Genomic DNA, 23,703 nt, shown 5'->3' with positions numbered 1-23,703 from the left:
TGTGGCATTAACCAAAGCAGATATTGCAGAGAAATTGTTTGAAGACCTCGGTTTAAACAAGCGTGAAGCTAAAGAAATCGTAGAGTTGTTTTTCGACGAAATTAAAAAAAGCCTGGAAAGCGGCGAGCAAGTGAAGATTTCCGGGTTTGGTAAGTTTGAATTGCGCGACAAAAGTGGTCGGCCGGGTAGAAATCCCAAAACAGGTGAAGAAATTCCCATCACTCCTCGGCGTGTGGTCACTTTTAGAACAGGGCAAAAATTGAAAGCTCGAGTAGAAGCGTATGCTGGAACCCAGTAATAATAACGAATTACCGGTTATTCCGGCCAAGCGGTATTTTACGATTGGCGAAGTTAGCGACCTCTGCGCGGTAAAGCCCCATGTATTGCGCTATTGGGAACAAGAGTTCACCGAGCTTAGTCCGGTAAAACGCCGAGGAAATCGCCGTTATTATCAGCGCCATGACGTGTTGTTGATTCGACAAATTCGCGCTTTGTTATACGAGCAAGGTTACACAATAGGTGGTGCGCGTGCTCATCTGGCGAGTGGTAGCGCGAAGGAAGACAGTTTACGCACCAAACAACTTATTCATCAGATGATTGGCGAGCTGGAAGATATTTTGGAGCTGCTGAAATAGCGTTTCCCAAATAATATGATATTATGTCCGGCTTGCTCTCCTAGGTGGGCATTGGTTTATTGATAAACTTCGGGGCGTAGCGCAGCCTGGTAGCGCACTTGTCTGGGGGACAAGGGGTCGTGGGTTCGAATCCCGCCGTCCCGACCAAGTTTTTTGAGATTGAATATTGAATAACCCGCAAGTTACTTGACTTGGCGGGTTTTTTATTGCTTGAAAAACTATAGGAATACATAGCGTTTTTGATAATTAATCACTGATTGATCGATAAAGTTAAATTGAATGAATACGGCGGCTAATATTTCGATTTATCAAATATTTGAGACAGGCCTAATCCGATGTTGAGCCGTTTTAGAGATCATATTGTCGTGAATCACCCGGATCAATTATCTCGGCAATGGGCGCAACGTATTGTTGATAGATACGCAACCAGTGCCAAAGTACGTACAGTAGATATTCGATCCGTCAATATTGGCACATCGACGCGCTTGCGGCTAACCGTGAATCATGACGCCATCGGCGTCGTTCCAAGTCGGTGGTTTGTAAAAACGCCGTCGCTGGCAATTAAGTCCAGAGCGATTACCGCCATACCGCGTTTATTGCATAAGGAAGTTCATTTTTATAATTCGCTTTCTCAGGGGGTTCCGGTGAGTGTGCCGCAAATTTTAGCGGCTGAAAGTCTGTTAGGGCGCGGTACTACATTGGTAATGGCGGATTTGGATGAGCTGGGATTTAGGCCCGGGCTTACCGCAGACGCTCTGTCCTTGGAGCAAGCTCAGCAGGTGGTTGAAAAGCTCGCTGTTTTTCATGCTCACTATTGGGGCAATGCTGGGCTATTGAAAACGCATCGCTGGTTAAACGGTTTTAGTCACAATGTCGAGAATCATATGGGGACCTTACTGGCTGTGCCCTTGATGAAGCGTGGCCTTGATCGCGCAGGGCGCTTGGTGCCCAGCAAATTGCATAGATCCGCGTTGCGCTATGCAGCGGATCGGCGGCGAATCACCAGGATATTGGCAACCGGTGTGCAGACCTTGGTGCATCATGATTGTCATCCAGGCAATCTATTTTGGAATCACTCTGAGCCAGGCTTTCTGGATTGGCAATTGGTGCGGATGGGTGAGGGTGTTAGTGACCTCGCTTATTTTTTAGCGACATCGCTGAAGCCGGAGTCTCGGCGTGCTCATGAAAAACAATTGCTGAAGCTATACATGGCGGCGTTAGCTAGTCAGGGGATTAGCGACTTGGACGAAGAAACGTATTACCAACGCTACCGTGCTCATTTGGTGTATCCGTTCGAAGCGATGATTGTTACCTTGGCTATAGGGGGTATGATGGAGCGCAATAGCAACTTGGAGTTAATTGCGCGCGTTTCAGCGGCGGTTGACGATAACGATAGCTATTCTGCGTTATCTATATAAGTGTTTTTCCCAGTGTTTCTGGAAGGCGGTTATATACTGAATTTGATCTGAGAATTGGGTCGATGCTATTTGGCGGAGAATCTCTCGATAGGGGAGATAATTTGGCGGGTATATGAACCCACAAAAATTTTAACAGGCTGTTGAAATTTACCGATATACCTTCGGTTTCGGCGCCATTTCTCGAAGCGCCGGGTGGTCTGGAAGCCTGATTAGGCCTTAAAAACCGGTTTTGGCCGGTTATATTCGCCCCTAAGGGGGTTAAATTCCGCCTTTTGGCGGATTTTAGGCGCACGACCACCTAGGCGGTGCTGTAACGCCAACCGAAAATGGCGCCCATTCGCGTCAGGTTATAGGCGGCAAAGGTAAAAAACGTTTGTGCGGCGACTTTCTTCAAGCCCCGGAACTTGGTTTGCCGTAGCGGACCGACGGTCTTGGCCCAGCCGAAGACTTCTTCGATCCGCTTGCGGGTTTTGAGGCTTTTGCGGTAACCGTCGTGCCTCGTGGTACGGCCATCAATGGCCGAGCCTTTTTCTTTTCTGGCGACATGCGGGGTGACTTTGCGTCCGCGTAGCTTGCCCACGAAATCCGCTGTATCGTAGTTTTTGTCGGCGCCCAAGGTTGCGCCAGGTTTACTGATCGTGCGTTTGACCATGGTTTCGGCCGCCTCGCGTTCCGCGGTGCCGGTGGCCTGGGTGACTTCAACGTCGACGACTAAGCCATTGCGGTTCTCCATCAAGGCATGGCCGAGGAAAGCCAGCTGAGATTTGTCACCTTCGCTCTTTTTGTACAGCCGAGCATCGGGATCGGTGGTCGAGGCGTGGGTATCGTTGCTGCGTTTCTCGCCCTTGAAGTTGACGGTGGGATTGCGTCCACCGTCTTCCGGCGGCGGGGTCGAACCGTCCTTTTTGACGAAACTCTTGTGCGAAGCCCAGGCCTGGATCAACGTACCGTCCACGGAGAAATGTTCGTCGGAGAGTAGCTTTTTCCACTCCGCCAAGGCCAGTACCCGTTCGAAAAACAAACGGCTGATACCCAAAGGGCACAAGTGCGCTCGTTCAGCAAGCGGTCGCGGTTGGCGCTGAAGGTGGAGTGATCCCATACGGCGTCGTCCATGGTCAAGCCAACGAACCAGCGGTACAGCAGGTTGAAATCGATAGCTCCACCAACTGCCGCTCCGAGCGAATGGAGAACAGCACTTGCAGCAGACTGGCGCGGAGCAGGCGCTCCGGCGGAATAGAATCCCGGCCGCGACGGGCGTAAAGCGTATCGAACTCGTCGTTCAACGTGGCGAGCAACAGATCGACCACTTTGCGCAGTTGGCGTAGCGGATGCTTTTTCGGAATCCGTTCTTCCAGGGTTCGGTAACTGAATAGTTCTTCTTGGGTGATGTCTGCGCCGCGCATGAGAGCAATGCAATATATTGGAGATGGTACTATTTTATCATGCAGAACAATGTCTTATGAATTACTCTCGCATCTGGTTCAACCAATCAATGCGGCTTGCGGGAGCGATAAAATCAACAGCCTGTTAAATAAGTATTGACTTTATAATTGACTGCTGCATCGTTTGTAGCTACGAGAAAATCTATAAGGATTTTTTAATCTCTGTCTTGCTGGTTTCCGCAAGAAGAAAATAAAAATGGTGAAAAAGAATAACTGATTGTTTTATAAAACATTCTTTTGATTCTTTTTTCCTTGCCACATGCTTTTCTTTGCTACATTTCGTAGCATCATTCTTTCTAATAGTCGTTCTTAAAGTCCCTTTGGCACATAAACTATAATATATATTTATATATATTATTAATTACGCACCAACAGGGATGAAAAAATCGTTAAAAACTTATCTATATTATTTTTTAATTTCACTAAATTCTGTCAATCAATGTTGATGGATTTATGTGTGTATATCTTTTTAGCATAGACAAATCTTTGTGACCTGAAATAGAGCTTACCTCTATCATGTTTAAACCTTTCTCAAACAAGCTTGAAACACCTTCATGCCTGAGATCGTGCAATCTAAAATTCTCTATTCCAAGCGAATCGCACAGTGAAATAAATTTTTCTGTAAGCCATTCTTTCCTATAGTTGAGCAAAAATTGTGTTTTTGTATGCTTTAGTAGGTATTCAACGGCTGCTAACAGGCTGTTGATTTTATCGCTCCCGCAAGCCGCATTGATTGGTTGAACCAGATGCGAGAGTAATTCATAAGACATTGTTCTGCATGATAAAATAGTACCATCTCCAATATACTGCATTGATCCCATGCGCGGCGCCGACATCACCCAAGAAGACCTGTTCAGCTACCGAACCCTGGAAGCGCGGATTCCGAAAAAACATCCGCTCCGCAATCTACGCAAAGTAGTCGATCTGTTGCTCGCCACATTGAACGACGAGTTCGACGCGCTCTACGCCCGTCGCGGCCGGGATTCGATTCCGCCGGAGCGCCTGCTGCGCGCCAGTCTGCTGCAAGTGCTGTTCTCCATTCGCTCGGAGCGGCAGTTGGTGGAGCATATCGATTTCAACCTGCTGTACCGCTGGTTCGTTGGCTTGACCATGGACGACGCCGTATGGGATCACTCCACCTTCAGCGCCAACCGCGACCGCTTGCTGAACGAGCGCACTTGTGCCCTTTGGGTATCAGCCGTTTGTTTTTCGAACGGGTACTGGCCTTGGCGGAGTGGAAAAAGCTACTCTCCGACGAACATTTCTCCGTGGACGGTACGTTGATCCAGGCCTGGGCTTCGCACAAGAGTTTCGTCAAAAAGGACGGTTCGACCCCGCCGCCGGAAGACGGTGGACGCAATCCCACCGTCAACTTCAAGGGCGAGAAACGCAGCAACGATACCCACGCCTCGACCACCGATCCCGATGCTCGGCTGTACAAAAAGAGCGAAGGTGACAAATCTCAGCTGGCTTTCCTCGGCCATGCCTTGATGGAGAACCGCAATGGCTTAGTCGTCGACGTTGAAGTCACCCAGGCCACCGGCACCGCGGAACGCGAGGCGGCCGAAACCATGGTCAAACGCACGATCAGTAAACCTGGCGCAACCTTGGGCGCCGACAAAAACTACGATACAGCGGATTTCGTGGGCAAGCTACGCGGACGCAAAGTCACCCCGCATGTCGCCAGAAAAGAAAAAGGCTCGGCCATTGATGGCCGTACCACGAGGCACGACGGTTACCGCAAAAGCCTCAAAACCCGCAAGCGGATCGAAGAAGTCTTCGGCTGGGCCAAGACCGTCGGTCCGCTACGGCAAACCAAGTTCCGGGGCTTGAAGAAAGTCGCCGCACAAACGTTTTTTACCTTTGCCGCCTATAACCTGACGCGAATGGGCGCCATTTTCGGTTGGCGTTACAGCACCGCCTAGGTGGTCGTGCGCCTAAAATCCGCCAAAAGGCGGAATTTAACCCCCTTAGGGGCGAATATAACCGGCCAAAACCGGTTTTTAAGGCCTAATCAGGCTTCCAGACCACCCGGCGCTTCGAGAAATGGCGCCGAAACCGAAGGTATATCGGTAAATTTCAACAGCCTGTTAAGTCTTCTTGTTCTTGCTTGTCCTTTGAGGGAAGGAGAGGCTACAACTGGTACAGTTGATACGTAGTTCCATTCAATTCCTTTTTTCATTGCTCTCTTAATCAAGCTCAATTCATGTTTGACTGTTTGATTAGAGGCTAGTGTAAGCCGACTTTCTCTATAAGATGATAACAAGTTGCTTGTTACTTGTTCCAGGGGAAGATTGCCGAGTTCTCTTGTCACTAATGCAACTTTGTACCTTTCTACATTCCAGCTTTTAAGGTGAACAAGAACTTCTTTTTCCCAACGATCCAGCAAAAATGCAAGGGTTACGTTTTCTTTTTTGTCCGTAAAGTTGCCTTGTTCAATCTTTACTTCTTGTTCTTTTGCCCATCTCAAAGCATCTGCTTTAGTTGTAAAAGTTTTGGTTATGCTTTTACCGTTTTTGCGAACTTGCGTATGGTACTTACCAAGTCGTTTGCGAATAGTAGCCATAAATGCACTCCCAATGTGCCATATTTGTGCCAAAGGGACTTTAAGAACGACTATTAGGAAGAATGATGCTACGAAATGTAGCAAAGAAAAGCATGTGGCAAGGAAAAAAGAATCAAAAGAATGTTTTATAAAACAATCAGTTATTCTTTTTCACCATAATATTGCATCTGCAATTAATTATGGTGCCGAGGAGAGGACTTGAACCTCCACAGGGTTACCCCTACTAGCACCTGAAGCTAGCGCGTCTACCAATTTCACCACCTCGGCATTACTTATCTAGGTAAGTAATTTAGTTATTATAAGTGTATGGATGGGATGTGTCAACCTTATGATTATACACATCATGATTATACACATCGCTGAGCAGCTTAACGTCGGCACTCCTGAAGGATTGGTTGTTGTCGCCACGTGACTCAGTCGTTCTGAGGCAGTGGCTTGGGTATTAGGGTGGCTTGGTCTATTTGGCTGCTTCCATTGGCGAGCGATAGTTTGTGCAAGAAAGTTTTTGTCGGCAGACTATTGAGCTAATTTGCGGTATCCATCGAATAAATGATGAATTTCCTCAAGACCGTCTTCGATTGACCAAGAAACCGACTTTGACAATAAATCCAGTAAAATCACGCCGTTTACCGCTGCATCTTCGCTAATCGCAGTTTTTAACCGTTGACTTAAATGGAGGTTGATAACTTGTAAGTTTTGATATAGCGCGAGCAGTTCATCCAGTTCCAGGGAATAGGGTAGGTGGTCTTTTTGCCGAAAATACTGTGCCAATAGGAACATCGTGGTTACTCGGTAAATCGTTTCAGTTTGATCGGCCAAGGGTAAGTGAAAACGTGCCATTGGCTTTAAAAATTCAGTATGCGGACACGGGCTGGTGGCCATAATTAAGCCTAGAATCGAACTGGCGATATGTTGAGCAGTGGTTTCGGCGCGTATGGTTCTTCTATCGGTAATGACTTCTACAGCCATTTGCTTGTGGGACACTAGGTGCCCACATAAATTTAACAGTGACACCAAATTAATCGCGACAGGACAGTGCGGAACCTGCTCAGGTTTTAACGGGCAATTGCGGCATTGTTGATACGTGAGCTCCGTCCATAGAGGATAGGGAGGGGGAGCGGCAGAAATAAGGGTCATGCTTTGTTTATCAACTTCGATTAGGAAATCGGCGCTGTCGTAATCTTCTGCGCTTAAGCGGTAGGTAAAATGTAGGATGTCTTCGGACATATAAATTCAGCAAACTTGTGATGTGCGTTTTCTTGGATGGATTTTAACCTGGCTAAGCCGCGTTATTGGCCGATTGTAGGGGCGTCGTCTGACTAGTTTGGCTTGAGTATAGCTGCGGTATTCAAGTAAAGGAGGCTGCCTCCGGCTCCGTGTTACAATCGACAGCTCTAAAAACATAATCTCAAAAAGGCTTTACCATGCAATTTATTAAACTCTCCGCTGTTGCTTTATTGTTTTTATCTTTTCACGCCACAGCGGAAGTTCAGCTGACCAAAGCCGATGTTTTGGGTACATGGCAAATCGATAAAGAATCTAACACTAGTGATGGCAGCAAGGCCCGTAGTTCCAATACTACCTGGACGTTTAAAGATGACGGCACTATCGAAGGCATGACCCATGAAAACGATTCGCATGCCAGACTTGACCAAATGCGGGCTGTGCTGAATTACGCCGTCGAAGGCGGCAAGATTGTCAAACAGGCGGCGCCGGGTCGCTCGAAGATGGAAACCTGCGAGGCAATCGAAAAATCCGGCAACAATATGGTTTTGAAGTGCCAAACCGTTTATTTCTTTATGTCTAAAAAATAAAAACGCCGGGCACTTCTGATAGTGTCGTGCTTAGTTTGACCTATTTACGTGGTTGTCGGATGGGATGGACTCATCGGTAGCGAGAAAACAGGAACTTCGATTTTGGCAGAACAGCCCCAAAGCCTATCCGATTTTGCGGAGCATTGTTTATTCAATGGCGATATTGAGCAAAAGCTTGTTTTAACTCATCAAGCCAGGCAGTTGTTGGATAACGGCTTATTGTCCCTGCAAACAGACCGGGCGGTCTTGCCGATATGCAACACCGTATTTCCAAGCCGGCCGAAATTGTTGATGCCGCGAGAGATGCCTAAACGTCGTCTGGATTCCAACGAGGGTAAAGCGGCTTTTTTTCATGCACTCGCGCATATCGAGTTCGTGGCAGTTTATTTGGCTTGGGACATCATTTCCCGATTTCCCGGCTTGCCGGACGATTTTTATCGGGATTGGCTGATCATCGCCGACGAAGAGGCGCAGCATTTCGAGTTGATTCGCACTCATTTGCTTGGCTTGGGATTCGATTACGGCGATTTGCCCGCACATCGCGGGCTTTGGTCGCATGCCGAAGAGACTTCGGATGACATTTTGGCGCGTTTGGCGATAGTGCCGCGTTGCATGGAGGCGCGCGGATTAGATGTGACGCCGGGTATGATGGATAAACTGGTTGCTATCGACGATCAGCCCGGTCTAGCTATCCTTCGGAGGATTTATAACGACGAAGTTGGGCATGTCGAGCGCGGTTCTTACTGGTTCAATAATCTGGCCAGACAGCGCGGTCTGGAACCTGAACACTGCTTTAAAGACCTGATCCTGAATTATTTCAAAGGCAAGCCCAAGGGACCCTTTAACCGAGAAGTGCGTATAATTGCCGGTTTCTCGAATAACGAAATCGATTGGCTGGAGGAGCGTTTGCATGAATAACAAACCGGTTTTTGATTATCCACTGTTTGCGATGGGCTTTAGGGCCTTTTTCGCGCTGGCGGGATTATCAGCTCTGGCTTTGATTGCAGTATGGAACTCAATGTCCAACGGTTCACTGCATATCGATAATTACTTCACCGGCAGCACGTGGCATGCTCATGAAATGTTGCTTGGCTACACCACAGCGGTGATTGCCGGTTTTTTACTAACAGCAGTTAGAAACTGGACTGGCTTACAAACGGTGACTCCCGATCAACTGGCGTCGCTGTGTTTTTTATGGATTTATGGCCGGGTATTGCCTTTTTATTCCGAACTACTGCCCGATTTGTTGATAGGCACCGTCGATTTCGTATTTTTGCCGGTGTTGGCGTATTTTGTGGGTAAGCCAATTTTAAAAACCGGCAACTATCAAAATCTGATTTTTGTCGCCTTATTGCTGTTATTAGCCTTGGGTAATGGTTTGATTCATGCCCAAGTTCTGGGTATGGCCGGTAATGCCTCGCTAGGGCTGGTCCTGGTGGTTACTGTTATCGTTGCGATGATTTTGGTCATCGCTGGCCGGGTATTTCCGTTTTTTACCGAACGGGGGCTATCTGGGGTTATTTGTATTCGCAATCCGGCATTGGATATAGCCGCTGTTGCGGTGAGTTTGGCGGTGTTTGCATTATTGATGCTGAATATATCCGGCGCTTTGTTGGCTGGTGCTGCGGTAGCGGCGATTGTGATTAATATTGTGCGAGTGGCGGCTTGGTACAACCCGCGGATTTGGTTTGTGCCCCTGCTTTGGGTTTTGTACATCGGCTATGGTTGGTTGATCCTTGGATTTGGCTTGGTATCGCTCTCTGCTTTTGCTGTGGTTCCGCAGTCTTTGGCTTTACACGCCTTTACTGTGGGCGGCATCGGTATTTTGACTTTGGGCATGATGGCCCGTGTTGCGTTGGGCCATACCGGCAGGGCGCTAAAAGCCTCGAATGTGATGGCGCTGGCCTTTGTGCTGATAAATCTGGCCGCGTTGTTTCGGGTGTTATTTCCGGCTTTGTTGCCAAACTGGTATGGCGGTTTGGTGATGGTGTCCACCTATTGCTGGTTGGCGGCATTTTCCTTGTTCGCATTTTATTATTCGCCAATTTTGATGTCGCCCAGGTTGGATGGGCAGCCGGGGTAGCGTAGTTCATAAAAACAGTGGCGATGGCGGATGGTTTCGTCCAAGCGTGCCGTATTTTTTATACATTGAATTTGTTGGAGCGACAGTATTAGGGTTGCTATATCGGTTTACTGCGCGATCTGGTCAATCAAATGAGAGTGAATGGAAGCAAATTGCGCGACAGGTTTGATGTGAAAATGAGTCGGACGAATGGACTTTGGTCAACGGCGTAAGCGGGTCTGTTCCTGGCAGGAATAATGATCTTGGTCAGTGATAGTGGGCTTTTGATAGGTTTATAAAAAAGGCGGCTTTCAGCCGCCTTTTTTGTGTTGAAACGTTTTTACTGCGCGCTGTAATGCGATTCGATATAACGCTCGACTATAGCTTGGAACTCTTCAGCGATATGGTCGCCTTTTAGGGTGACGGTTTTGAAACCGTCTTCAAAAACCGGCGCAACAGGTGACTCGCCGGTTCCGGGTAGGCTGATGCCGATGTTGGCACTTTTGCTTTCACCGGGGCCGTTGACGACGCAACCCATTACCGCGACTTTCATATCTTCCACGCCTTTGTATTTATCTTTCCAGATAGGCATTTGGTCGCGTAAATAGCCTTGAATGTCTTGCGCCAGACGTTGGAAATAATCGCTGGTGGTGCGTCCGCAACCGGGGCAGGCCACTACCATGGGTGTGAAGGAGCGAAAGTTCATGGTTTGCAGAATTTCCTGGGCCACAATGACTTCTTTGGTGCGCGCGGCACCGGGTTCGGGTGTTAGGGATACCCGAATGGTGTCGCCTATGCCTTGCTGCATCAGTACGCCGAGCGCTGCTGCTGATGCGACGATGCCTTTGGAGCCCATGCCAGCTTCGGTAAGGCCTAGATGCAAGGCGTAATCGCAACGGCTGGACAGGTCTTGATAAATGCTGATCAACTCCTGAACATCGCTAATTTTGCAGGATAGGATAATTTTGTCTTTACCCAGCCCGATTTCCTGGGCTCTAGCCGCGCTTTCCAGGGCGGAGAGTATGATGGCTTCCCGTGTGATCAGGGGTAATTCTTTGGGTTGCGCTAATTGTCTGTTCTCGTCAAGCAATCGGGTTAGTACGGCTTGATCAAGACTGCCACCGTTGACGCCAATCCGCACGGGTTTGTTGTATTGAATCGCAAACTCTATCATCTGCTGAAATTGCGGGTCCCGCGCTTTGCCTTTGCCGACATTGCCGGGGTTGATACGGTATTTGGATAGTGCTTGAGCGCAATCCGGATATTTTTCCAGTAACTTGTGGCCGTTAAAATGGAAGTCGCCGATAATGGGCACCGAAAAGCCTTTTTGTGCCAGTCGGTTGACGATTTCCGGTACGGCTTGCGCAGCTTCTTCACGGTCGACAGTGACGCGGACCATTTCCGAGCCCGCTGTGGCTAATTCCATGATCTGTTGCACGCTTCCTGCCACATCAGCTGTATCGGTATTAGTCATGGATTGAACTACAATCGGAGCGTCGCCGCCGACTTTTACGTTTCCTACCAAAACCTGTTGGGTGTGTTTTCTGGAGCTAATCGACATAGAAGTGTGGTCTGCAAAAACTGAAAGTTATCTAAAAAATACCAAGTAATTCACTTAGGATATAAATTATACCTCCTTAGTAACAGGACGAAAGAGCAAATTGTGCGGATAAATTACTTTTCTGATGTGCATCTGGAATTTGGCGAGCAGAGTCTGCCGGAAACCGATGCCGATTTGGTCGTGGCGGCAGGCGATATCGGCATATTCAAACAAGGTGTCGAATGGTTGAAGTCTATCGGCAAGCCTGTGGTTTATGTGGCGGGTAACCATGAGTTTTATGGTTACGAATATCAACAGACTATCGAAATGTTGCGTAGGGAATGTGCGGGCAGTCAAATTCAGTTCCTGGAAAAAGATCAGTTTATCTTCCAGGGTGTGCGCTTTTTGGGTTGCACCTTGTGGACGAATTTGTTTATCGAGGGCGCCGAAAAGGCCGAAGTGCTGGGAAATACCTTGAATGACTTTCGCAAGGTGTCATTTGCAGGCCAAACTTTCGAGCCCAAACACTTTACCGAACTACATCGGGAATCTAAATTCTGGTTAGAACAACAACTTGCCACGCCCTTCGCCGGCAGGACCATAGTGGTCACTCATCATGCGCCCACCGAATGGAGTTGGATCGATTCACCCAACGTACTTAAAAAGCTGGCTTATTGTAATGACTTGAAGCCTTTATTTCACGAATATGAAATAGCAGCCTGGTTTCACGGTCATGTGCACAATTTGGGTGATTACCGGATAGCGGATGCCCGTATCTTAAGCAATACCCGGGGGTATGTCGGGCGCAAGTATGTGAGTGGTTTTGATATCGATAAAGTGGTTGATATTTGAGCGGTATTTCCACTTATGCCGGGCGCTATCGCTCGGCTTAAAGGGCTACAAGCCTTGGGATTTTCCGTTGAGAAAGCCGATAACTTGTGATGTAATGAACATGTTTTGTCTTGAAGTGCCCTTTGGGATCGGTGTTTCGCAATGGGCTTTTTGCTGCAACTAGTCTGGGGAGCAGGCGTATTAACTATGCAATTTAATATAAAGAAAGGTTTGGATTTGCCTATAACAGGCGGACCCGAACAAAAGATTAGCGATGGTAACAGCATCAAATCGGTCGCCTTATTGGGTGCCGATTACATCGATCTGAAGCCGAAAATGATGGTTGCCGAAGGAGATAAGGTCAAATTAGGACAGGCCCTTTTTTCTGACAAAAAAAATCCTGGCGTCAACTTTACCTCACCCGGTGCGGGTGTGGTTAAAGCTATTAACCGTGGCGACAAGCGTGCGCTGTTGTCTGTGGTCATTGAATTGCAAGGAAATCAGCAAGAGTCTTTCAGCAAATACGGCGAAGCTGAGTTAGGCAATTTGACTCAAGAACAGGTTAAGGAAAATTTGCTGGCATCAGGATTGTGGACTGCGTTCCTGACACGTCCTTACGGCAAAATCCCTGCTGTCGATACAACGCCTAGTTCAATTTTTGTCACAGCGATAGATACTCGTCCGCTGGCGGCAGATCCTGCTGTGATTATCAAGGAACGTGCTGCCGACTTTGCTAATGGCTTGACTGTAGTTTCTAAGTTGACATCCGGTAAAACCTATCTTTGCAAAGCGACGGGCACTGATTTGGTAGCGAATCAAGCCGTTCAGGTAGCGGAGTTTTCCGGGCCGCATCCTGCCGGCTTGCCAAGCACCCATATTCATTTTATCGATCCGGTCAATATCCATAAATTCGTATGGCATATTGATTACCAGGCGGTAATTGCTATTGGCGCATTGTTTACTACAGGTAAGCTGAATGTAGAACGCATCGTTTCTTTGGCTGGTCCAACAGTTAAAAACCCAAGATTGGTACGCACACGTGTGGGCGCCAATCTGGACGATTTGGTTGCCGGCGAATTGCAAGATGTTGAAAACCGCGTAATTTCGGGCTCTGTTTTGTATGGCCACGAGGCTGCCGGATCTCTGGCATTTTTGAGTGCTTACAGTTTGCAAGTTTCTGCTATTAAAGAAGGTCGTGAACGTGAGCTTTTCGGTTGGATCGTTCCCGGCAAAGACAAATACTCGGCTATGAATGTGTACGTGTCGAGCAAAGATCGTAAAGATAATCGCCTGTTTCCGTTGACCACCGATAAAAATGGTAGCAATCGCGCCATTGTTCCGGTGGGAGTCTACGAGACAGTGATGCCTTTGGATATTTTGTCTACACCTTTATTGAAAGCCATTGTAGTCGGCGATACCGACACTGCACAGTCTCTTGGCTGCCTGGAACTGAGTGAAGAAGACGTGTCTTTGTTCACCTTTGTCGATCCAGGCAAGCATGACTTCGCGCCTGTGCTCAGAGCTAATTTAACTAAAATCGAGAAGGAAGGATAATGTCGGCTAGAGATATTTTAGATAGCATAGAGCCGCATTTTACAAAGGGCGGCAAGTTTGAAAAGTATTACGGTCTCTACGAGATGGTGGATACTTTTATTTACACGCCATCCGATGTAACGCGCGGAAAAACCCATGTGCGTGACGGTAACGATCTGAAACGTACCATGACGTTCGTAGTAATCGCCACGGCGTTTTGTATTTTGATGGCTTGGTACAACACGGGTTATCAAGCCAACTTAGCCATGAAGGGTATGGGTGTCGAGTCGATCAACAATTGGCGCAGCATTCCAATGGCGCTATTCGGCTACAACCCGTACAACCCGATTTCCTGTCTGGTGCACGGCATGTTGTATTTCTTCCCTGTTTACATCACTACCTTAGCGGTAGGTGGCGTTTGGGAAGTGTTGTTTGCAACCGTACGCAAGCATGAAGTCAACGAAGGTTTCTTGGTATCGTCAATGCTGTATACCCTGATCCTGCCACCCGACATCCCCTTGTGGCAAGTGGCTTTAGGTATCTCGTTCGGTATCGTGTTGGGTAAAGAAGTTTTCGGTGGTACCGGTAAAAATTTCCTTAATCCCGCTTTGACAGGTCGTGCTTTCCTGTTTTTTGCATATCCGGCTTCAATTTCCGGCGATGCAGTATGGGTTGCAGTGGATGGTTACAGTGGCGCGACGGCTTTATCTTTGGCATCGGCTGGTGGCGTCGAGGCGATTAAAGAGAGTTTCAGTTGGATCCAAGCGTTTTTGGGATTCATTCCCGGCTCGATGGGTGAAACATCCACATTAGCTTGTATGTTGGGTGCTGCATTCTTGTTATATACACGTGTTGCTTCTTATCGCATCATGGCTGGCGTGTTGATTGGCATGATCGGTATGTCCACTTTATTGAATATCGTTGGCAGCACAACCAACCCAATGTTTGCGATGCCTTGGTACTGGCATATGGTAGTCGGTGGTTTTGCTTTCGGTACGGTGTTTATGGCAACTGATCCTGTTTCTGCCGCTGTGACCGACACCGGTCGCTGGATTTACGGCTGCATGATCGGCGTGATGATTATCATCATTCGGGTTATTAACCCGGCTTTCCCGGAAGGTGTGATGCTTGCAATTCTTTTCTCAAACATGTTTGCACCATTGATTGATTACTTTGTTGTTCAAGCAAATATTAGAAGAAGGATCAAACGCCATGCTTAATGCCGAGAAAAAAACCTGTAAGTACAACGAGCAGCTCTGCAAGTACTACGAACAGTTCAGAGTTTACGCCGACAGAATCCTGGCTTTAAGTAACGACAGCCTGGAAAAAACCGTCAACGTGGCTTTGGCCTTATGTTTGGTGTGCGCTGTATTGGTATCTATCGCTACAGTCGCTTTACGGCCTTTGCAAGGCTACAACAAAGCCCTGGACATGAAGAAAAACATTCTTGATGTGGCTGGTTTGTTGGAAGAGGGTACTGATATAGATAAAGCCTTTGCGGAAAGAATCGAAAGCAAGATTGTCGACCTGAAAACAGGCGATTACGTAGACAATATCAATGTCGACGAATACGACCAACGCAAGGCTGCGAAAGACCCAGCGCAGAACGAGTTGATTCCGGTCGAGAAAGATATCGCCAGCATCCGTCAAAAAGCCAAATACACCAAAGTGTTTTTGGTTAAAAACGGCGACCAGTTGCAATCCATTATTCTGCCTATCAACGGTTACGGTTTGTGGTCTACGATGTACGGCTTTTTAGCCTTGGAAGCTGATGCGCAAACCGTGCAAAGCATCAACCTGTACGACCAAGGTGAAACTCCTGGCCTGGGTGGTGAGGTAGTCAATCCTAACTGGCGCGCGTTGTGGAAAGGCAAAAAAGTCTATTCCGACAAAGGCGAAGTGGCTTTGACTTTAGTAAAAGGCGGTGTTGATTCCAGTCGCCCGGATTCTGTTTACAAAGTGGATGGTTTGGCCGGTGCAACCTTAACCAGTCGTGGGGTCAGTAATTTGATCCAATACTGGATGGGTACCGAAGGTTTTGCCACCTATCTAAACAAAATTAGAAAAAACGGTTAGGACTTATCATGGATAAAGAAACTAAAAAAGTATTATTCGAACCGTTGGTCGATAACAACCCCATCACCTTGCAGGTGCTTGGTGTGTGTTCGGCGCTGGCGGTAACGTCGCAAATGTCTACCTCATTGATCATGGCATTGGCCTTGACTTCGGTTACTGCCTGTTCAAGCGCAGCGATTAGTGCGGTGCGCGAGCATATACCGAGCAGCATTCGGATTATCGTGCAGATGATCATCATTGCTTCGCTGGTTATTGTGGTCGATCAGTTGCTTAAGGCCTTTGCCTTTGATGTCAGCAAAAAGCTGTCGGTATTCGTAGGGTTGATTATCACCAACTGTATCGTTATGGGACGTGCTGAAGCCTATGCGATGAAAAATCCGCCGCTGCAAAGCTTTGTTGACGGTATCGGTAACGGTTTGGGCTATAGCTTGATCCTGATTATCGTGGCGCTGTTCAGAGAAACTTTGGGTTCAGGCAAACTGCTTGGTTTCGATGTGCTGCCTTTGGTCAAAGATGGCGGTTGGTACGTACCGAACGGCATGATGCTGCTGCCGCCCAGCGCGTTTTTCATCATCGGCTTGATCATTTGGGGTTTCCGTACCTGGAAACCCAAACAGGTGGAACACAACGAGTTCAAAATCATGTCGATTGCTCATGGTGAAGGGGGACATCACTAATGGAAGCCTGTATCAGTCTGTTTGTTAAAGCGGTTTTCATTGAAAACCTGGCGCTGTCATTCTTCCTGGGTATGTGTACCTTCTTGGCGGTGTCCAAGAAGATCTCCACAGCCATGGGTTTGGGTATTGCCGTTATGGTGGTGCAAACCTTAACAGTGCCTGCCAATAACTTCATTTACCAAACTTTGTTGAAAGAAGATGCATTATCTTGGATAGGCATTACCGGTGTGGATTTAAGCTTTTTAAGCTTGTTGAGCTGTATAGGTATGATCGCTGCTATCGTGCAGATTCTGGAAATGATTCTGGATAAATTCTTTCCGGCTCTATATCAAGCCTTGGGTATCTTCCTGCCGCTGATTACAGTGAACTGTGCGATCTTGGCTGGCAGCTTGTTCATGATCGAACGTGACTACAATTTCGGCGAAAGCGTGGTATACGGTATAGGCAGTGGTTTCGGCTGGGCTTTGGCGATTACCGTCATGGCCGGTGTGCGTGAGAAATTGAAATACAGCGATATTCCTGCTGCATTACAAGGTTTGGGCATCACTTTTATCACCGCTGGCTTGATGTCTCTGGGCTTCATGGCTTTCTCTGGAATTCAATTATAAGGGTATCGTAATGCTGGAAATTGCATTAGGTGTTATTTTCTTCACGGTCATCGTGATAGCGCTGGTGTTTTTGATCATCGGCGCGAAAAGTAAACTGGTGGCCTCTGGCGATGTGGAAATTCTGATCAATAACGAAAAGAAAATCCATGTACCGGTGGGTTCCAAATTGTTGACCGCATTGGCGGACAACCAATTGTTCGTGTCCTCAGCTTGTGGTGGCGGCGGCACTTGTGGTCAATGTAAAGTGAAAGTGCACAGCGGCGGGGGCGACATTCTGCCAACCGAGCAATCGCATATCACCAAACGGGAAGCCGCACACGGCGAACGTCTGGCTTGCCAAGTATCCATCAAACAAAACATGGATATCGAAGTCGAAGACAGCGTATTCGGTGTTAAGAAATGGGAATGCACCGTTAAGTCCAACGACAACGTCGCAACGTTCATTAAAGAGCTAGTGTTGGAATTGCCGGAAGGTGAAGCCATCAATTACCGCGCCGGCGGTTATATCCAAATCGAATGCCCGCCCCATATTTCAAAATATGCGGATATGGATGTTGCCGAGGAATACCGTCCTGATTGGGATAAATTCAATTTGTGGCGCTATGTGTCGGATGTAAAAGAACCGACTCTACGCGCGTACTCAATGGCATCTTATCCTGAAGAAAAGGAAATCATGCTGAACGTCAGGATTGCTACGCCGCCTCCAGGGGCGCCGGATGGCATTCCGCCAGGCATCATGTCGTCTTTTATCTTCAATCTGAAACCAGGTGATAAAGTCTTCGTATCCGGTCCTTACGGCGAGTTTTTTGCCAAAGAAACCGATGCTGAAATGGTCTTTATCGGTGGTGGTGCCGGTATGGCGCCGATGCGTTCGCATATCTTCGATCAACTACGCAGACTGAAATCCAAGCGTAAAATGACTTTCTGGTATGGCGCACGTAGCAAACGCGAAATGTTCTACGTTGAAGATTTCGATATGCTGGCCAAAGAAAACGACAATTTTGAATGGCATGTAGCCTTGTCGGATGCTTTACCTGAAGATAACTGGAAAGGTTATACCGGCTTCATTCACAACGTGTTGTTCGAAGAATTTATCAAGAAACATCCGAACCCAGAAGATTGTGAATACTACATGTGCGGGCCGCCAATCATGAACTCTTCAGTGATTAACATGCTGCTGGCTAATGGTGTGGATCCTGAAAATATTATGTTGGATGATTTCGGCGGTTAAGTTGTATTAATCTGACGCGAAGCACAGGGAGCGATTTTCGGATCGCTCCTTTTTTCGTTTCAGTGATTAGAAAAAACAGGAGAAAAAAATGGGTTATTTTTTAGTAACATTTTTATTTATGTTGATCGTTATTGCCGTCATGGCAGTCGGTGTGCTTTTCGGTCGGAATGCCATCAAGGGGTCTTGCGGAGGCACCGGCAATTGCGTATGCAGTGAGAAATGCGACAAAAGAAAGAAGTTTGAAGCTGAGCAAGCTAAAACATTGGAACAACATTAAGGCTGCTTGCCCAAAGCGATAAACTAAGCTACTTCGGAGCGATAACTCTCCGAAACGTTAAGTTTATGCGTCCTTGAGTCAACTTCTGATCGACAGGAATACTATGCAGCCAGTGGTGTTGAAAATCGGGCTGCATAATCAATAGCATTCCACTAGTCAGTAAAATACTGCCGCTTTCCGCGGTTTTTTTATGCCGAAATGCAAATTGTCGGGTCGCTCCCAGCGTCAATGATGCGATAAAAGGCTGTGGCCCCAACTCCGCTTCGTTATCCGCATGCCAGCCTACATAATCCTCGCCGTTTCGATATAAATTCACTAATACCGAATTAAACGAAAAGTTTAAGAACTGTTCGATTTTTTGCCTTATATCCGATAGTAATGGCGTCCAGGGCCGAGTTTTTAATAGATTATTGCTGTAGCTATAAACTATCCCCGGATCAGCATGCCAGGTTTGCAGGCGGGGTAAAGTAAATTCCCGACCGGCAACGCTGTAACAATTGTCGGGCCAATTTTGTTCCTGGAGCAAACGCCTATAGATAGCATCGCTTTCGGCGGCGTCGTAAAAATCTCTTATTATTCTCAGCTCCTTATCGGGCGTCATTCGTCTTGCAATTCCTGCTGTGCTTTAATGTGTGACGCTAATGCACTGTCCATTGTCGTAATGTGCAATAAAAACCATTGCGGCAGACGCTCCTTGACAAAAGCACGACCAAAGGAAATTAAGCCTTTGTCGATCCGGGTTTTAAACTGTTTGAATTCTTCCAAAACCCGTTGATGTTCGCCTTTGTGTTCGGTTTCCGCCGGAAATCCGAATTGCGCCATTAACCGATTTTCAGATTCAAAATGTTCTTCGGTGTGTTGATACAATTGCGCAAACAAGCCCGGAAAGTCAGTGTTATTGGCCTTATCCAATTGATTTACCAAATCAATAAAGATGCCGTGATCATGATCGATGTGAGCATAACCAACACTCAGGGGTATGGTTCTGTCGAATATTGTCATTTGAACACTCGTGTGATTTGTAAACTAATGCACTAAAGCATGTTTTATGCCTATTAATCGCCGACGATAAAACGGATGGATGATTGTCGATGGCAATTAAAGCGCAGGCCAGATTTAATCGGGTATCACCTCATCAACTCGACTAACGATGCGCCCATCGGCCATTCTAATGTCGAACAGTTCAAGCTTGGCTAACTGCTTAACCGACTTCACCAGCTGGGAGCTTTCGTGTCGTTGCACGATAGCATAACCGCGTTCCAGCGTTGCCAGTGGACTAATCGCATGTAAGGTTTGTGATATCGCGTGTTGCCGATTTTTCAATGCCGTCAGTTTAATTTGCATCGAACGGCTTAATCGTTGTTGGAAGTAATCAAGTTGCTGCCGATAGCCGTGAATCGATACCAACGGTTGCTGTCCATTCAGACGCTGGGTGTTTAACACCAGACGCTGGCGGCACAGCCCCAAGCCGGCTCGCGTCGCCCGATTCAAGCGTTGTTCCAATTCGTCGAGACGCTGGGCATTGCGTTGTAGTTTTTCGCCCGGATGTTGGGTTTGTAGGGCTTTATTTAGCCAACTCAAATGCATCTGTTGCTGCTGTAATTTATCTTTCATCTGCCGGGTTAGTTGGCGCTCAATAGCTGTAAAGCGATTAAGCCAGGCGGATTGGTCCGGCACCGCACATTCGGCCGCTACCGATGGTGTAGGTGCGCGCAAATCAGCGACGAAATCGGCGATGCTGAAATCTACCTCGTGGCCTATTGCTGAAATCACCGGAATGCCACTGGCCGCTATCGCCCTGGCGACGATTTCTTCGTTAAAGGCCCACAAATCTTCCAGCGAGCCGCCGCCACGCGCCAGGATGATCACATCTACCAGAGCTTGCTTATTGGCTGTTGCCAATGCCGCGCTGATCTCGAATTTCGCGCTTTCGCCTTGCACCGCTACCGGATAGATCAGCACCGGGATCGCCGGAAAGCGCCTTTTCAGTACGCTGAGAATATCGTGAATCGCTGCGCCACTGGCCGAGGTGATGACGCCGATTTGTGTTGGCAGTGGCGGCAGCGGTTTCTTACGGTTTTGCTCGAACAAACCTTCTAGCAATAGCTTTTGTTTCAGGCGTTCGTAAGCCAGACGCAATGCGCCGTCACCGGCTTCTTCCAATTGTTCCACCACCAATTGATAATCGCCGCGCGGTTCGTACAAACTGACTTGCGCGGTGGCGATCACCAGATTGCCGTTGGCAGGTTTGAACCTTAGTCGTTGCTGTTGTCCTTTGAACATGGCGCAGCGGATCTGGGCTTGCGCGTCTTTCAAGGTAAAGTAGTAATGGCCGGAAGAGGGCAGGCTGAGATTGGAAATCTCGCCTTGTACTTGCACGGTTAAGAAATGGCTGGCCAGCAAGCGTTTGGCTTCGCGGTTTAGCTGAGATACGCTGAAGATCTGCTCGGAATTACTCATCGAATGCTTGAAAGTGCAGGGCGAATAGGTTGAAAACCTTATTTTACGGCGGTTTGCCGCAAATAACAGGGGCTTTTACTTTGCGGAAGTGTTTCCAGGTAAGCTGCGCTAAAATGCTGCCTAGGTAATGATTTCGGCTTTAGCGAACAAGGAACTATGGATGCATGAACATCAATTGAGTAACTGGCAACATTCGCACGATTTCGCGCGGATCAATCGCAAAGGCGAGCGGCGTACCAAATGGGTGCTGCTTCTGACGTTTGCGACGATGATTGTGGAAATTGTCGCTGGTATGCAGTTTCATTCGATGGCGTTGTTGGCGGACGGATGGCATATGGCTACGCATGTGGTGGCTTTTATGATCGCAATCTTCGCCTACCGTTACAGCCGTATCCACCAGAATGATCAAACCTTCGCATTTAGCCCCGCCAAGGTGGGTGTATTGGGCGGATTTGCCAGTTCGATAGCATTGGCGATGGTAGCCTTGGTAATGATTGCCGACTCGGTGCAGCGGTTGCTGATGCCGGAAATAATTCGCTTTGACGAGGCGATTTTAGTCGCGCAAGTGGGTTTGTTGATCAACCTGTTAAGCGCGCTATTATTGCGAGACCATCACGATCACCACCATGGACACGGGCATAATGCTCACCATGACCATGACCATGACCATGACCATGACCATGACCATGACCATGAAGAACACGGCCACAAAGATCAAGCTCAGCGCTCCCATCATCACGATCACAACCTAAGAGCGGCCTATCTACACGTAATGGCCGATGCCCTTACATCGGTATTGGCCATCGTCGCCTTGGTGGCTGGCAAATATTACGGTTGGGTTTGGCTGGATACGGTGATGGGTTTTGTTGGCGCGACAGTGATTCTGGTCTGGGCTTACGGCTTAATCAAAGAGACCAGCCCCGTATTGCTGGACCAGACCATGAACCCCAAATACACCCACGCGATACAAACCGCGCTGGAGGAAGACGGCGAATGCCTTGTCAGCGATCTGCATGTTTGGCCCGTTAGTGCCAATCATTATGCGGCAATCGTGGTTTTGGTCACGCAGCAGCCAAAATCGCCCAGTTATTACAAGAATCTATTGGGCAAATTCGCGCAGCTCGACCATATCACCGTGGAAGTCAATTGTTGTAAGGGTCAGGATTGCGTTGCAGAATAATCGCGTCGTTGCCGATGAATTCTATTTGGCAATGATAATGCGCCGCTAACCAATGAAAAGTCGGTCGCGAGAAAAAAGCGATGTGGGTTTGATCGTTTTTGTAATGCCATTTGGCAAAGGCCTCGGCATCTATGACCAATTTGGTCATGATGCCCAGCCAACCGCCGGGTTTTAATAGTCTAAACAGCGTGTCGAACTCACGTTTCGGCGTGCGAAAATGCTCTACTACCTCGGTGCAGACGATAAAGTCGTAGGTTCTTTGCAGGTGTTCAGGAAAGTCCGCATAGAATGGGTCGTAGACATTTACTCGATGCCCACGCGCCTTGAACAGTTCTGCAAGCGCCGGGCCTGGGCCGCAACCATAATCAAGTCCAACAGAATTGTTCGGTAATTTTCTGAGCAAAGGTTTTGCCAAGCGGGATAGAAATTCAATGTAGCCCGGATCGTCAATGGTATTTTGATGTAGATCGTAAATAGCTTTTTCCTGGCTCGGCGATAAGTGCTGAGAGCAAGCGACATACACCAGTAAGCACTGTCGGCACTGAGTGTAATCGCGTTTTGCGTCGCTGTGATAAAGATGGGTATCGGGGCTGTTACAGAGTGGGCAGGATGGTGCCGGCATAATTAATTTGGGCTTTTGCTTGACGCTTGGGCGATATGCTGTAGAATGCGCCGCTCTCTACTGCGGAGCGGTAGTTCAGTTGGTTAGAATACCGGCCTGTCACGCCGGGGGTCGCGGGTTCGAGCCCCGTCCGCTCCGCCACTTTCGTTTTTATCTGCGTTTTAATCTCATCGTTTAAGTGACATTGATGATGAGTATCTAACAAGCATTTTAGTTTGCAATATTCCTAAACCGTTGCCAGATAATTTTAAACGTCAGCGTCAAGGTTGGATCGTTCTTGGCAACGCGCTTATCCAGGTTATCCGGATCTGCCCAACAACCTTCGTCGATTTCATCTGCCGCTAAGCTAAATGGTCCGTTATGCCGACACCGATAGACCTGGATAAATTCCATACCTAAGTCGGTGCTAGGTTCCAATTTAAATAAACTCTCCAGGCTTTCGGCAAATATGCCCAATTCCTCCTTTAATTCACGAGGCGCGCAACGGTCATAGCTTTCGCCGGCGTCGACGTGACCAGCCGCCGAGGTATCCCATAAGCCTTTGTTCAAATCTTTTTTCATCGAGCGCTTTTGCAGAAACAACTGGCCAGCATCGTTGAAAACCAGAATATGCACGGCCCGGTGGCGCAGGCTGTTGGCGTGAATCACCGACCTGGGTTGTTGGGCAATCACTGTATCGTCGTTATCGACGACATCGAGAAGTTCGTTGTGCATGTAAACTATCGATTCCT

The 23,703-nt window shown here is 47.9% G+C and carries 24 protein-coding genes, 3 tRNA genes and 2 pseudogenes; 18 read left to right on the top strand and 11 right to left on the bottom strand.

Annotation, left to right across the window (positions count from 1 at the left end; all coding sequences use genetic code 11):
- The first annotated feature begins 1 nt into the window (after position 1).
- The 4 genes from ihfA (at position 2) to JL719_RS13980 (ending at position 2,053) form a co-directional block, all read left to right on the top strand.
- Positions 2-298, top strand: coding sequence for an integration host factor subunit alpha (ihfA, locus tag JL719_RS13995; RefSeq protein WP_026146839.1), 297 nt, complete (start codon positions 2-4; stop codon positions 296-298).
- A complete protein-coding gene (locus tag JL719_RS13990) occupies positions 282-635 on the top strand; it encodes a MerR family transcriptional regulator (RefSeq protein WP_020481982.1) in 354 nt (117 codons plus the stop codon). The genes ihfA and JL719_RS13990 overlap by 17 nt, the downstream gene beginning before the upstream one ends.
- A gap of 70 nt (positions 636-705) precedes the next feature.
- Positions 706-782, top strand: a tRNA-Pro gene (locus tag JL719_RS13985).
- 218 nt (positions 783-1,000) lie between these two features.
- Positions 1,001-2,053, top strand: coding sequence for a phosphotransferase (locus tag JL719_RS13980; protein ID WP_225892861.1), 1,053 nt, complete (start codon positions 1,001-1,003; stop codon positions 2,051-2,053).
- A gap of 298 nt (positions 2,054-2,351) precedes the next feature.
- On the opposite strand, the pseudogene JL719_RS13975 reads toward JL719_RS13980, so the two are convergent.
- A pseudogene (locus JL719_RS13975) lies at positions 2,352-3,456 on the bottom strand (IS5 family transposase).
- A gap of 461 nt (positions 3,457-3,917) precedes the next feature.
- Positions 3,918-4,316 (bottom strand): tyrosine-type recombinase/integrase, encoded by a 399-nt coding sequence (locus JL719_RS13970; RefSeq protein ID WP_225892860.1) that lies wholly within the window; start codon positions 4,314-4,316, stop codon positions 3,918-3,920.
- Here JL719_RS13970 and JL719_RS13965 point away from each other — a divergent pair.
- Positions 4,315-5,420: pseudogene (locus JL719_RS13965) on the top strand (IS5 family transposase). The gene JL719_RS13970 and the pseudogene JL719_RS13965 sit on opposite strands and share 2 nt — an antisense overlap.
- An 89-nt stretch (positions 5,421-5,509) precedes the next feature.
- On the opposite strand, the gene JL719_RS13960 reads toward JL719_RS13965, so the two are convergent.
- The 3 genes from JL719_RS13960 to JL719_RS13950 all read right to left on the bottom strand — a co-directional run bounded on the left by JL719_RS13960 (position 5,510) and on the right by JL719_RS13950 (position 7,288).
- Complete coding sequence (locus tag JL719_RS13960; RefSeq protein WP_129871412.1) at positions 5,510-6,061, bottom strand: site-specific integrase; 552 nt, start codon at positions 6,059-6,061, stop codon at positions 5,510-5,512.
- A gap of 180 nt (positions 6,062-6,241) precedes the next feature.
- Positions 6,242-6,328: transfer RNA gene (locus tag JL719_RS13955), tRNA-Leu, on the bottom strand.
- 249 nt (positions 6,329-6,577) lie between these two features.
- Complete coding sequence (locus JL719_RS13950) at positions 6,578-7,288, bottom strand: DUF6901 family protein (protein WP_033159358.1); 711 nt, start codon at positions 7,286-7,288, stop codon at positions 6,578-6,580.
- 197 nt (positions 7,289-7,485) lie between these two features.
- Between JL719_RS13950 and JL719_RS13945 the strand changes: the two genes are divergently transcribed.
- The 3 genes from JL719_RS13945 (at position 7,486) to JL719_RS13935 (ending at position 9,958) form a co-directional block, all read left to right on the top strand.
- The gene (locus JL719_RS13945; protein ID WP_033159357.1) at positions 7,486-7,875 is read left to right on the top strand and encodes a lipocalin-like domain-containing protein; all 390 of its coding nucleotides are present in this window, start codon (positions 7,486-7,488) and stop codon (positions 7,873-7,875) included.
- 102 nt (positions 7,876-7,977) lie between these two features.
- A complete protein-coding gene (locus JL719_RS13940; protein WP_033159356.1) occupies positions 7,978-8,793 on the top strand; it encodes a ferritin-like domain-containing protein in 816 nt (271 codons plus the stop codon).
- Positions 8,786-9,958 (top strand): NnrS family protein, encoded by a 1,173-nt coding sequence (locus JL719_RS13935; RefSeq protein WP_033159355.1) that lies wholly within the window; start codon positions 8,786-8,788, stop codon positions 9,956-9,958. The genes JL719_RS13940 and JL719_RS13935 overlap by 8 nt, the downstream gene beginning before the upstream one ends.
- Before the next feature lie 319 nt (positions 9,959-10,277).
- Here JL719_RS13935 and ispG read toward each other — a convergent pair whose 3' ends face one another.
- On the bottom strand, positions 10,278-11,498 hold the full coding sequence (gene ispG, locus JL719_RS13930; RefSeq protein ID WP_033159354.1) for a flavodoxin-dependent (E)-4-hydroxy-3-methylbut-2-enyl-diphosphate synthase: 1,221 nt from the start codon (positions 11,496-11,498) through the stop codon (positions 10,278-10,280).
- A gap of 102 nt (positions 11,499-11,600) precedes the next feature.
- Between ispG and JL719_RS13925 the strand changes: the two genes are divergently transcribed.
- The 8 genes from JL719_RS13925 (at position 11,601) to nqrM (ending at position 18,710) form a co-directional block, all read left to right on the top strand.
- Positions 11,601-12,329, top strand: a complete 729-nt coding sequence (locus tag JL719_RS13925; protein WP_033159353.1) for a metallophosphoesterase — start codon at positions 11,601-11,603, stop codon at positions 12,327-12,329.
- A 186-nt stretch (positions 12,330-12,515) separates the two neighbouring features.
- Positions 12,516-13,862, top strand: a complete 1,347-nt coding sequence (locus JL719_RS13920) for a Na(+)-translocating NADH-quinone reductase subunit A (protein WP_033159352.1) — start codon at positions 12,516-12,518, stop codon at positions 13,860-13,862.
- Positions 13,862-15,061, top strand: a complete 1,200-nt coding sequence (locus JL719_RS13915) for an NADH:ubiquinone reductase (Na(+)-transporting) subunit B (RefSeq protein WP_033159351.1) — start codon at positions 13,862-13,864, stop codon at positions 15,059-15,061. Before JL719_RS13920 ends, JL719_RS13915 begins: the two co-directional genes overlap by 1 nt.
- Positions 15,054-15,917: a Na(+)-translocating NADH-quinone reductase subunit C gene (locus tag JL719_RS13910; RefSeq protein WP_033159350.1), complete on the top strand. Its 864-nt coding sequence runs from the start codon at positions 15,054-15,056 to the stop codon at positions 15,915-15,917. The genes JL719_RS13915 and JL719_RS13910 overlap by 8 nt, the downstream gene beginning before the upstream one ends.
- Positions 15,918-15,925: 8 nt before the next feature.
- On the top strand, positions 15,926-16,594 hold the full coding sequence (locus JL719_RS13905; protein WP_033159349.1) for an NADH:ubiquinone reductase (Na(+)-transporting) subunit D: 669 nt from the start codon (positions 15,926-15,928) through the stop codon (positions 16,592-16,594).
- Positions 16,594-17,202, top strand: a complete 609-nt coding sequence (nqrE, locus tag JL719_RS13900) for an NADH:ubiquinone reductase (Na(+)-transporting) subunit E (RefSeq protein ID WP_033159348.1) — start codon at positions 16,594-16,596, stop codon at positions 17,200-17,202. The genes JL719_RS13905 and nqrE overlap by 1 nt, the downstream gene beginning before the upstream one ends.
- A gap of 10 nt (positions 17,203-17,212) precedes the next feature.
- Entirely contained in the window at positions 17,213-18,433 is a 1,221-nt protein-coding gene (nqrF, locus tag JL719_RS13895; protein ID WP_033159347.1) for an NADH:ubiquinone reductase (Na(+)-transporting) subunit F, read from the top strand.
- 88 nt (positions 18,434-18,521) lie between these two features.
- Positions 18,522-18,710 (top strand): (Na+)-NQR maturation NqrM, encoded by a 189-nt coding sequence (gene nqrM, locus JL719_RS13890; protein ID WP_033159346.1) that lies wholly within the window; start codon positions 18,522-18,524, stop codon positions 18,708-18,710.
- A 28-nt stretch (positions 18,711-18,738) separates the two neighbouring features.
- Here the strand turns inward: nqrM and JL719_RS13885 are convergent, their stop codons facing one another.
- The 3 genes from JL719_RS13885 to xseA form a co-directional block, all read right to left on the bottom strand.
- On the bottom strand, positions 18,739-19,311 hold the full coding sequence (locus JL719_RS13885; protein ID WP_033159345.1) for an alpha-ketoglutarate-dependent dioxygenase AlkB family protein: 573 nt from the start codon (positions 19,309-19,311) through the stop codon (positions 18,739-18,741).
- Positions 19,308-19,712: a bacteriohemerythrin gene (locus JL719_RS13880; protein WP_051670515.1), complete on the bottom strand. Its 405-nt coding sequence runs from the start codon at positions 19,710-19,712 to the stop codon at positions 19,308-19,310. Before JL719_RS13880 ends, JL719_RS13885 begins: the two co-directional genes overlap by 4 nt.
- Positions 19,713-19,826: 114 nt before the next feature.
- On the bottom strand, positions 19,827-21,170 hold the full coding sequence (gene xseA / locus JL719_RS13875) for an exodeoxyribonuclease VII large subunit (protein WP_033159344.1): 1,344 nt from the start codon (positions 21,168-21,170) through the stop codon (positions 19,827-19,829).
- A 160-nt stretch (positions 21,171-21,330) separates the two neighbouring features.
- On the opposite strand from xseA, the gene dmeF reads away from it, so the two are divergent.
- The gene (dmeF, locus tag JL719_RS13870; protein WP_033159343.1) at positions 21,331-22,350 is read left to right on the top strand and encodes a CDF family Co(II)/Ni(II) efflux transporter DmeF; all 1,020 of its coding nucleotides are present in this window, start codon (positions 21,331-21,333) and stop codon (positions 22,348-22,350) included.
- Here the strand turns inward: dmeF and JL719_RS13865 are convergent.
- Positions 22,313-22,972, bottom strand: coding sequence for a class I SAM-dependent methyltransferase (locus JL719_RS13865; protein WP_033159342.1), 660 nt, complete (start codon positions 22,970-22,972; stop codon positions 22,313-22,315). The genes dmeF and JL719_RS13865 overlap by 38 nt on opposite strands.
- A gap of 64 nt (positions 22,973-23,036) precedes the next feature.
- Between JL719_RS13865 and JL719_RS13860 the strand changes: the two genes are divergently transcribed.
- A tRNA-Asp gene (locus tag JL719_RS13860) sits at positions 23,037-23,113 on the top strand.
- 69 nt (positions 23,114-23,182) lie between these two features.
- On the opposite strand, the gene JL719_RS13855 is transcribed toward JL719_RS13860, so the two are convergent.
- Positions 23,183-23,686, bottom strand: a complete 504-nt coding sequence (locus JL719_RS13855; RefSeq protein WP_033159341.1) for an NUDIX hydrolase — start codon at positions 23,684-23,686, stop codon at positions 23,183-23,185.
- Positions 23,687-23,703 lie beyond the last annotated feature (17 nt).

This window comes from Methylomonas sp. LW13 (assembly GCF_016865255.1).
Taxonomy (GTDB): Bacteria; Pseudomonadota; Gammaproteobacteria; order Methylococcales; family Methylomonadaceae; genus Methylomonas.
Note: the sequence above shows the minus strand (reverse complement) of the source record. Positions and strands in the feature narration are given on the sequence as shown.

Coding starts and splice junctions, on each gene's coding strand:
- JL719_RS13905 (WP_033159349.1), top strand. CDS start 15,926: ATGGATAAAGAAACTAAAAAAGTATTATTCGAACCGTTGGTCGATAAC.
- nqrE (WP_033159348.1), top strand. CDS start 16,594: ATGGAAGCCTGTATCAGTCTGTTTGTTAAAGCGGTTTTCATTGAAAAC.
- JL719_RS13855 (WP_033159341.1), bottom strand. CDS start 23,686: ATGCACAACGAACTTCTCGATGTCGTCGATAACGACGATACAGTGATT.
- JL719_RS13935 (WP_033159355.1), top strand. CDS start 8,786: ATGAATAACAAACCGGTTTTTGATTATCCACTGTTTGCGATGGGCTTT.
- JL719_RS13960 (WP_129871412.1), bottom strand. CDS start 6,061: ATGGCTACTATTCGCAAACGACTTGGTAAGTACCATACGCAAGTTCGC.
- ispG (WP_033159354.1), bottom strand. CDS start 11,498: ATGTCGATTAGCTCCAGAAAACACACCCAACAGGTTTTGGTAGGAAAC.
- JL719_RS13920 (WP_033159352.1), top strand. CDS start 12,516: ATGCAATTTAATATAAAGAAAGGTTTGGATTTGCCTATAACAGGCGGA.
- JL719_RS13970 (WP_225892860.1), bottom strand. CDS start 4,316: ATGGGATCAATGCAGTATATTGGAGATGGTACTATTTTATCATGCAGA.
- JL719_RS13950 (WP_033159358.1), bottom strand. CDS start 7,288: ATGTCCGAAGACATCCTACATTTTACCTACCGCTTAAGCGCAGAAGAT.
- JL719_RS13915 (WP_033159351.1), top strand. CDS start 13,862: ATGTCGGCTAGAGATATTTTAGATAGCATAGAGCCGCATTTTACAAAG.
- JL719_RS13865 (WP_033159342.1), bottom strand. CDS start 22,972: ATGCCGGCACCATCCTGCCCACTCTGTAACAGCCCCGATACCCATCTT.
- JL719_RS13990 (WP_020481982.1), top strand. CDS start 282: ATGCTGGAACCCAGTAATAATAACGAATTACCGGTTATTCCGGCCAAG.
- nqrM (WP_033159346.1), top strand. CDS start 18,522: ATGGGTTATTTTTTAGTAACATTTTTATTTATGTTGATCGTTATTGCC.
- JL719_RS13945 (WP_033159357.1), top strand. CDS start 7,486: ATGCAATTTATTAAACTCTCCGCTGTTGCTTTATTGTTTTTATCTTTT.
- JL719_RS13885 (WP_033159345.1), bottom strand. CDS start 19,311: ATGACGCCCGATAAGGAGCTGAGAATAATAAGAGATTTTTACGACGCC.
- JL719_RS13910 (WP_033159350.1), top strand. CDS start 15,054: ATGCTTAATGCCGAGAAAAAAACCTGTAAGTACAACGAGCAGCTCTGC.
- dmeF (WP_033159343.1), top strand. CDS start 21,331: ATGCATGAACATCAATTGAGTAACTGGCAACATTCGCACGATTTCGCG.
- xseA (WP_033159344.1), bottom strand. CDS start 21,170: ATGAGTAATTCCGAGCAGATCTTCAGCGTATCTCAGCTAAACCGCGAA.
- nqrF (WP_033159347.1), top strand. CDS start 17,213: ATGCTGGAAATTGCATTAGGTGTTATTTTCTTCACGGTCATCGTGATA.
- JL719_RS13880 (WP_051670515.1), bottom strand. CDS start 19,712: ATGACAATATTCGACAGAACCATACCCCTGAGTGTTGGTTATGCTCAC.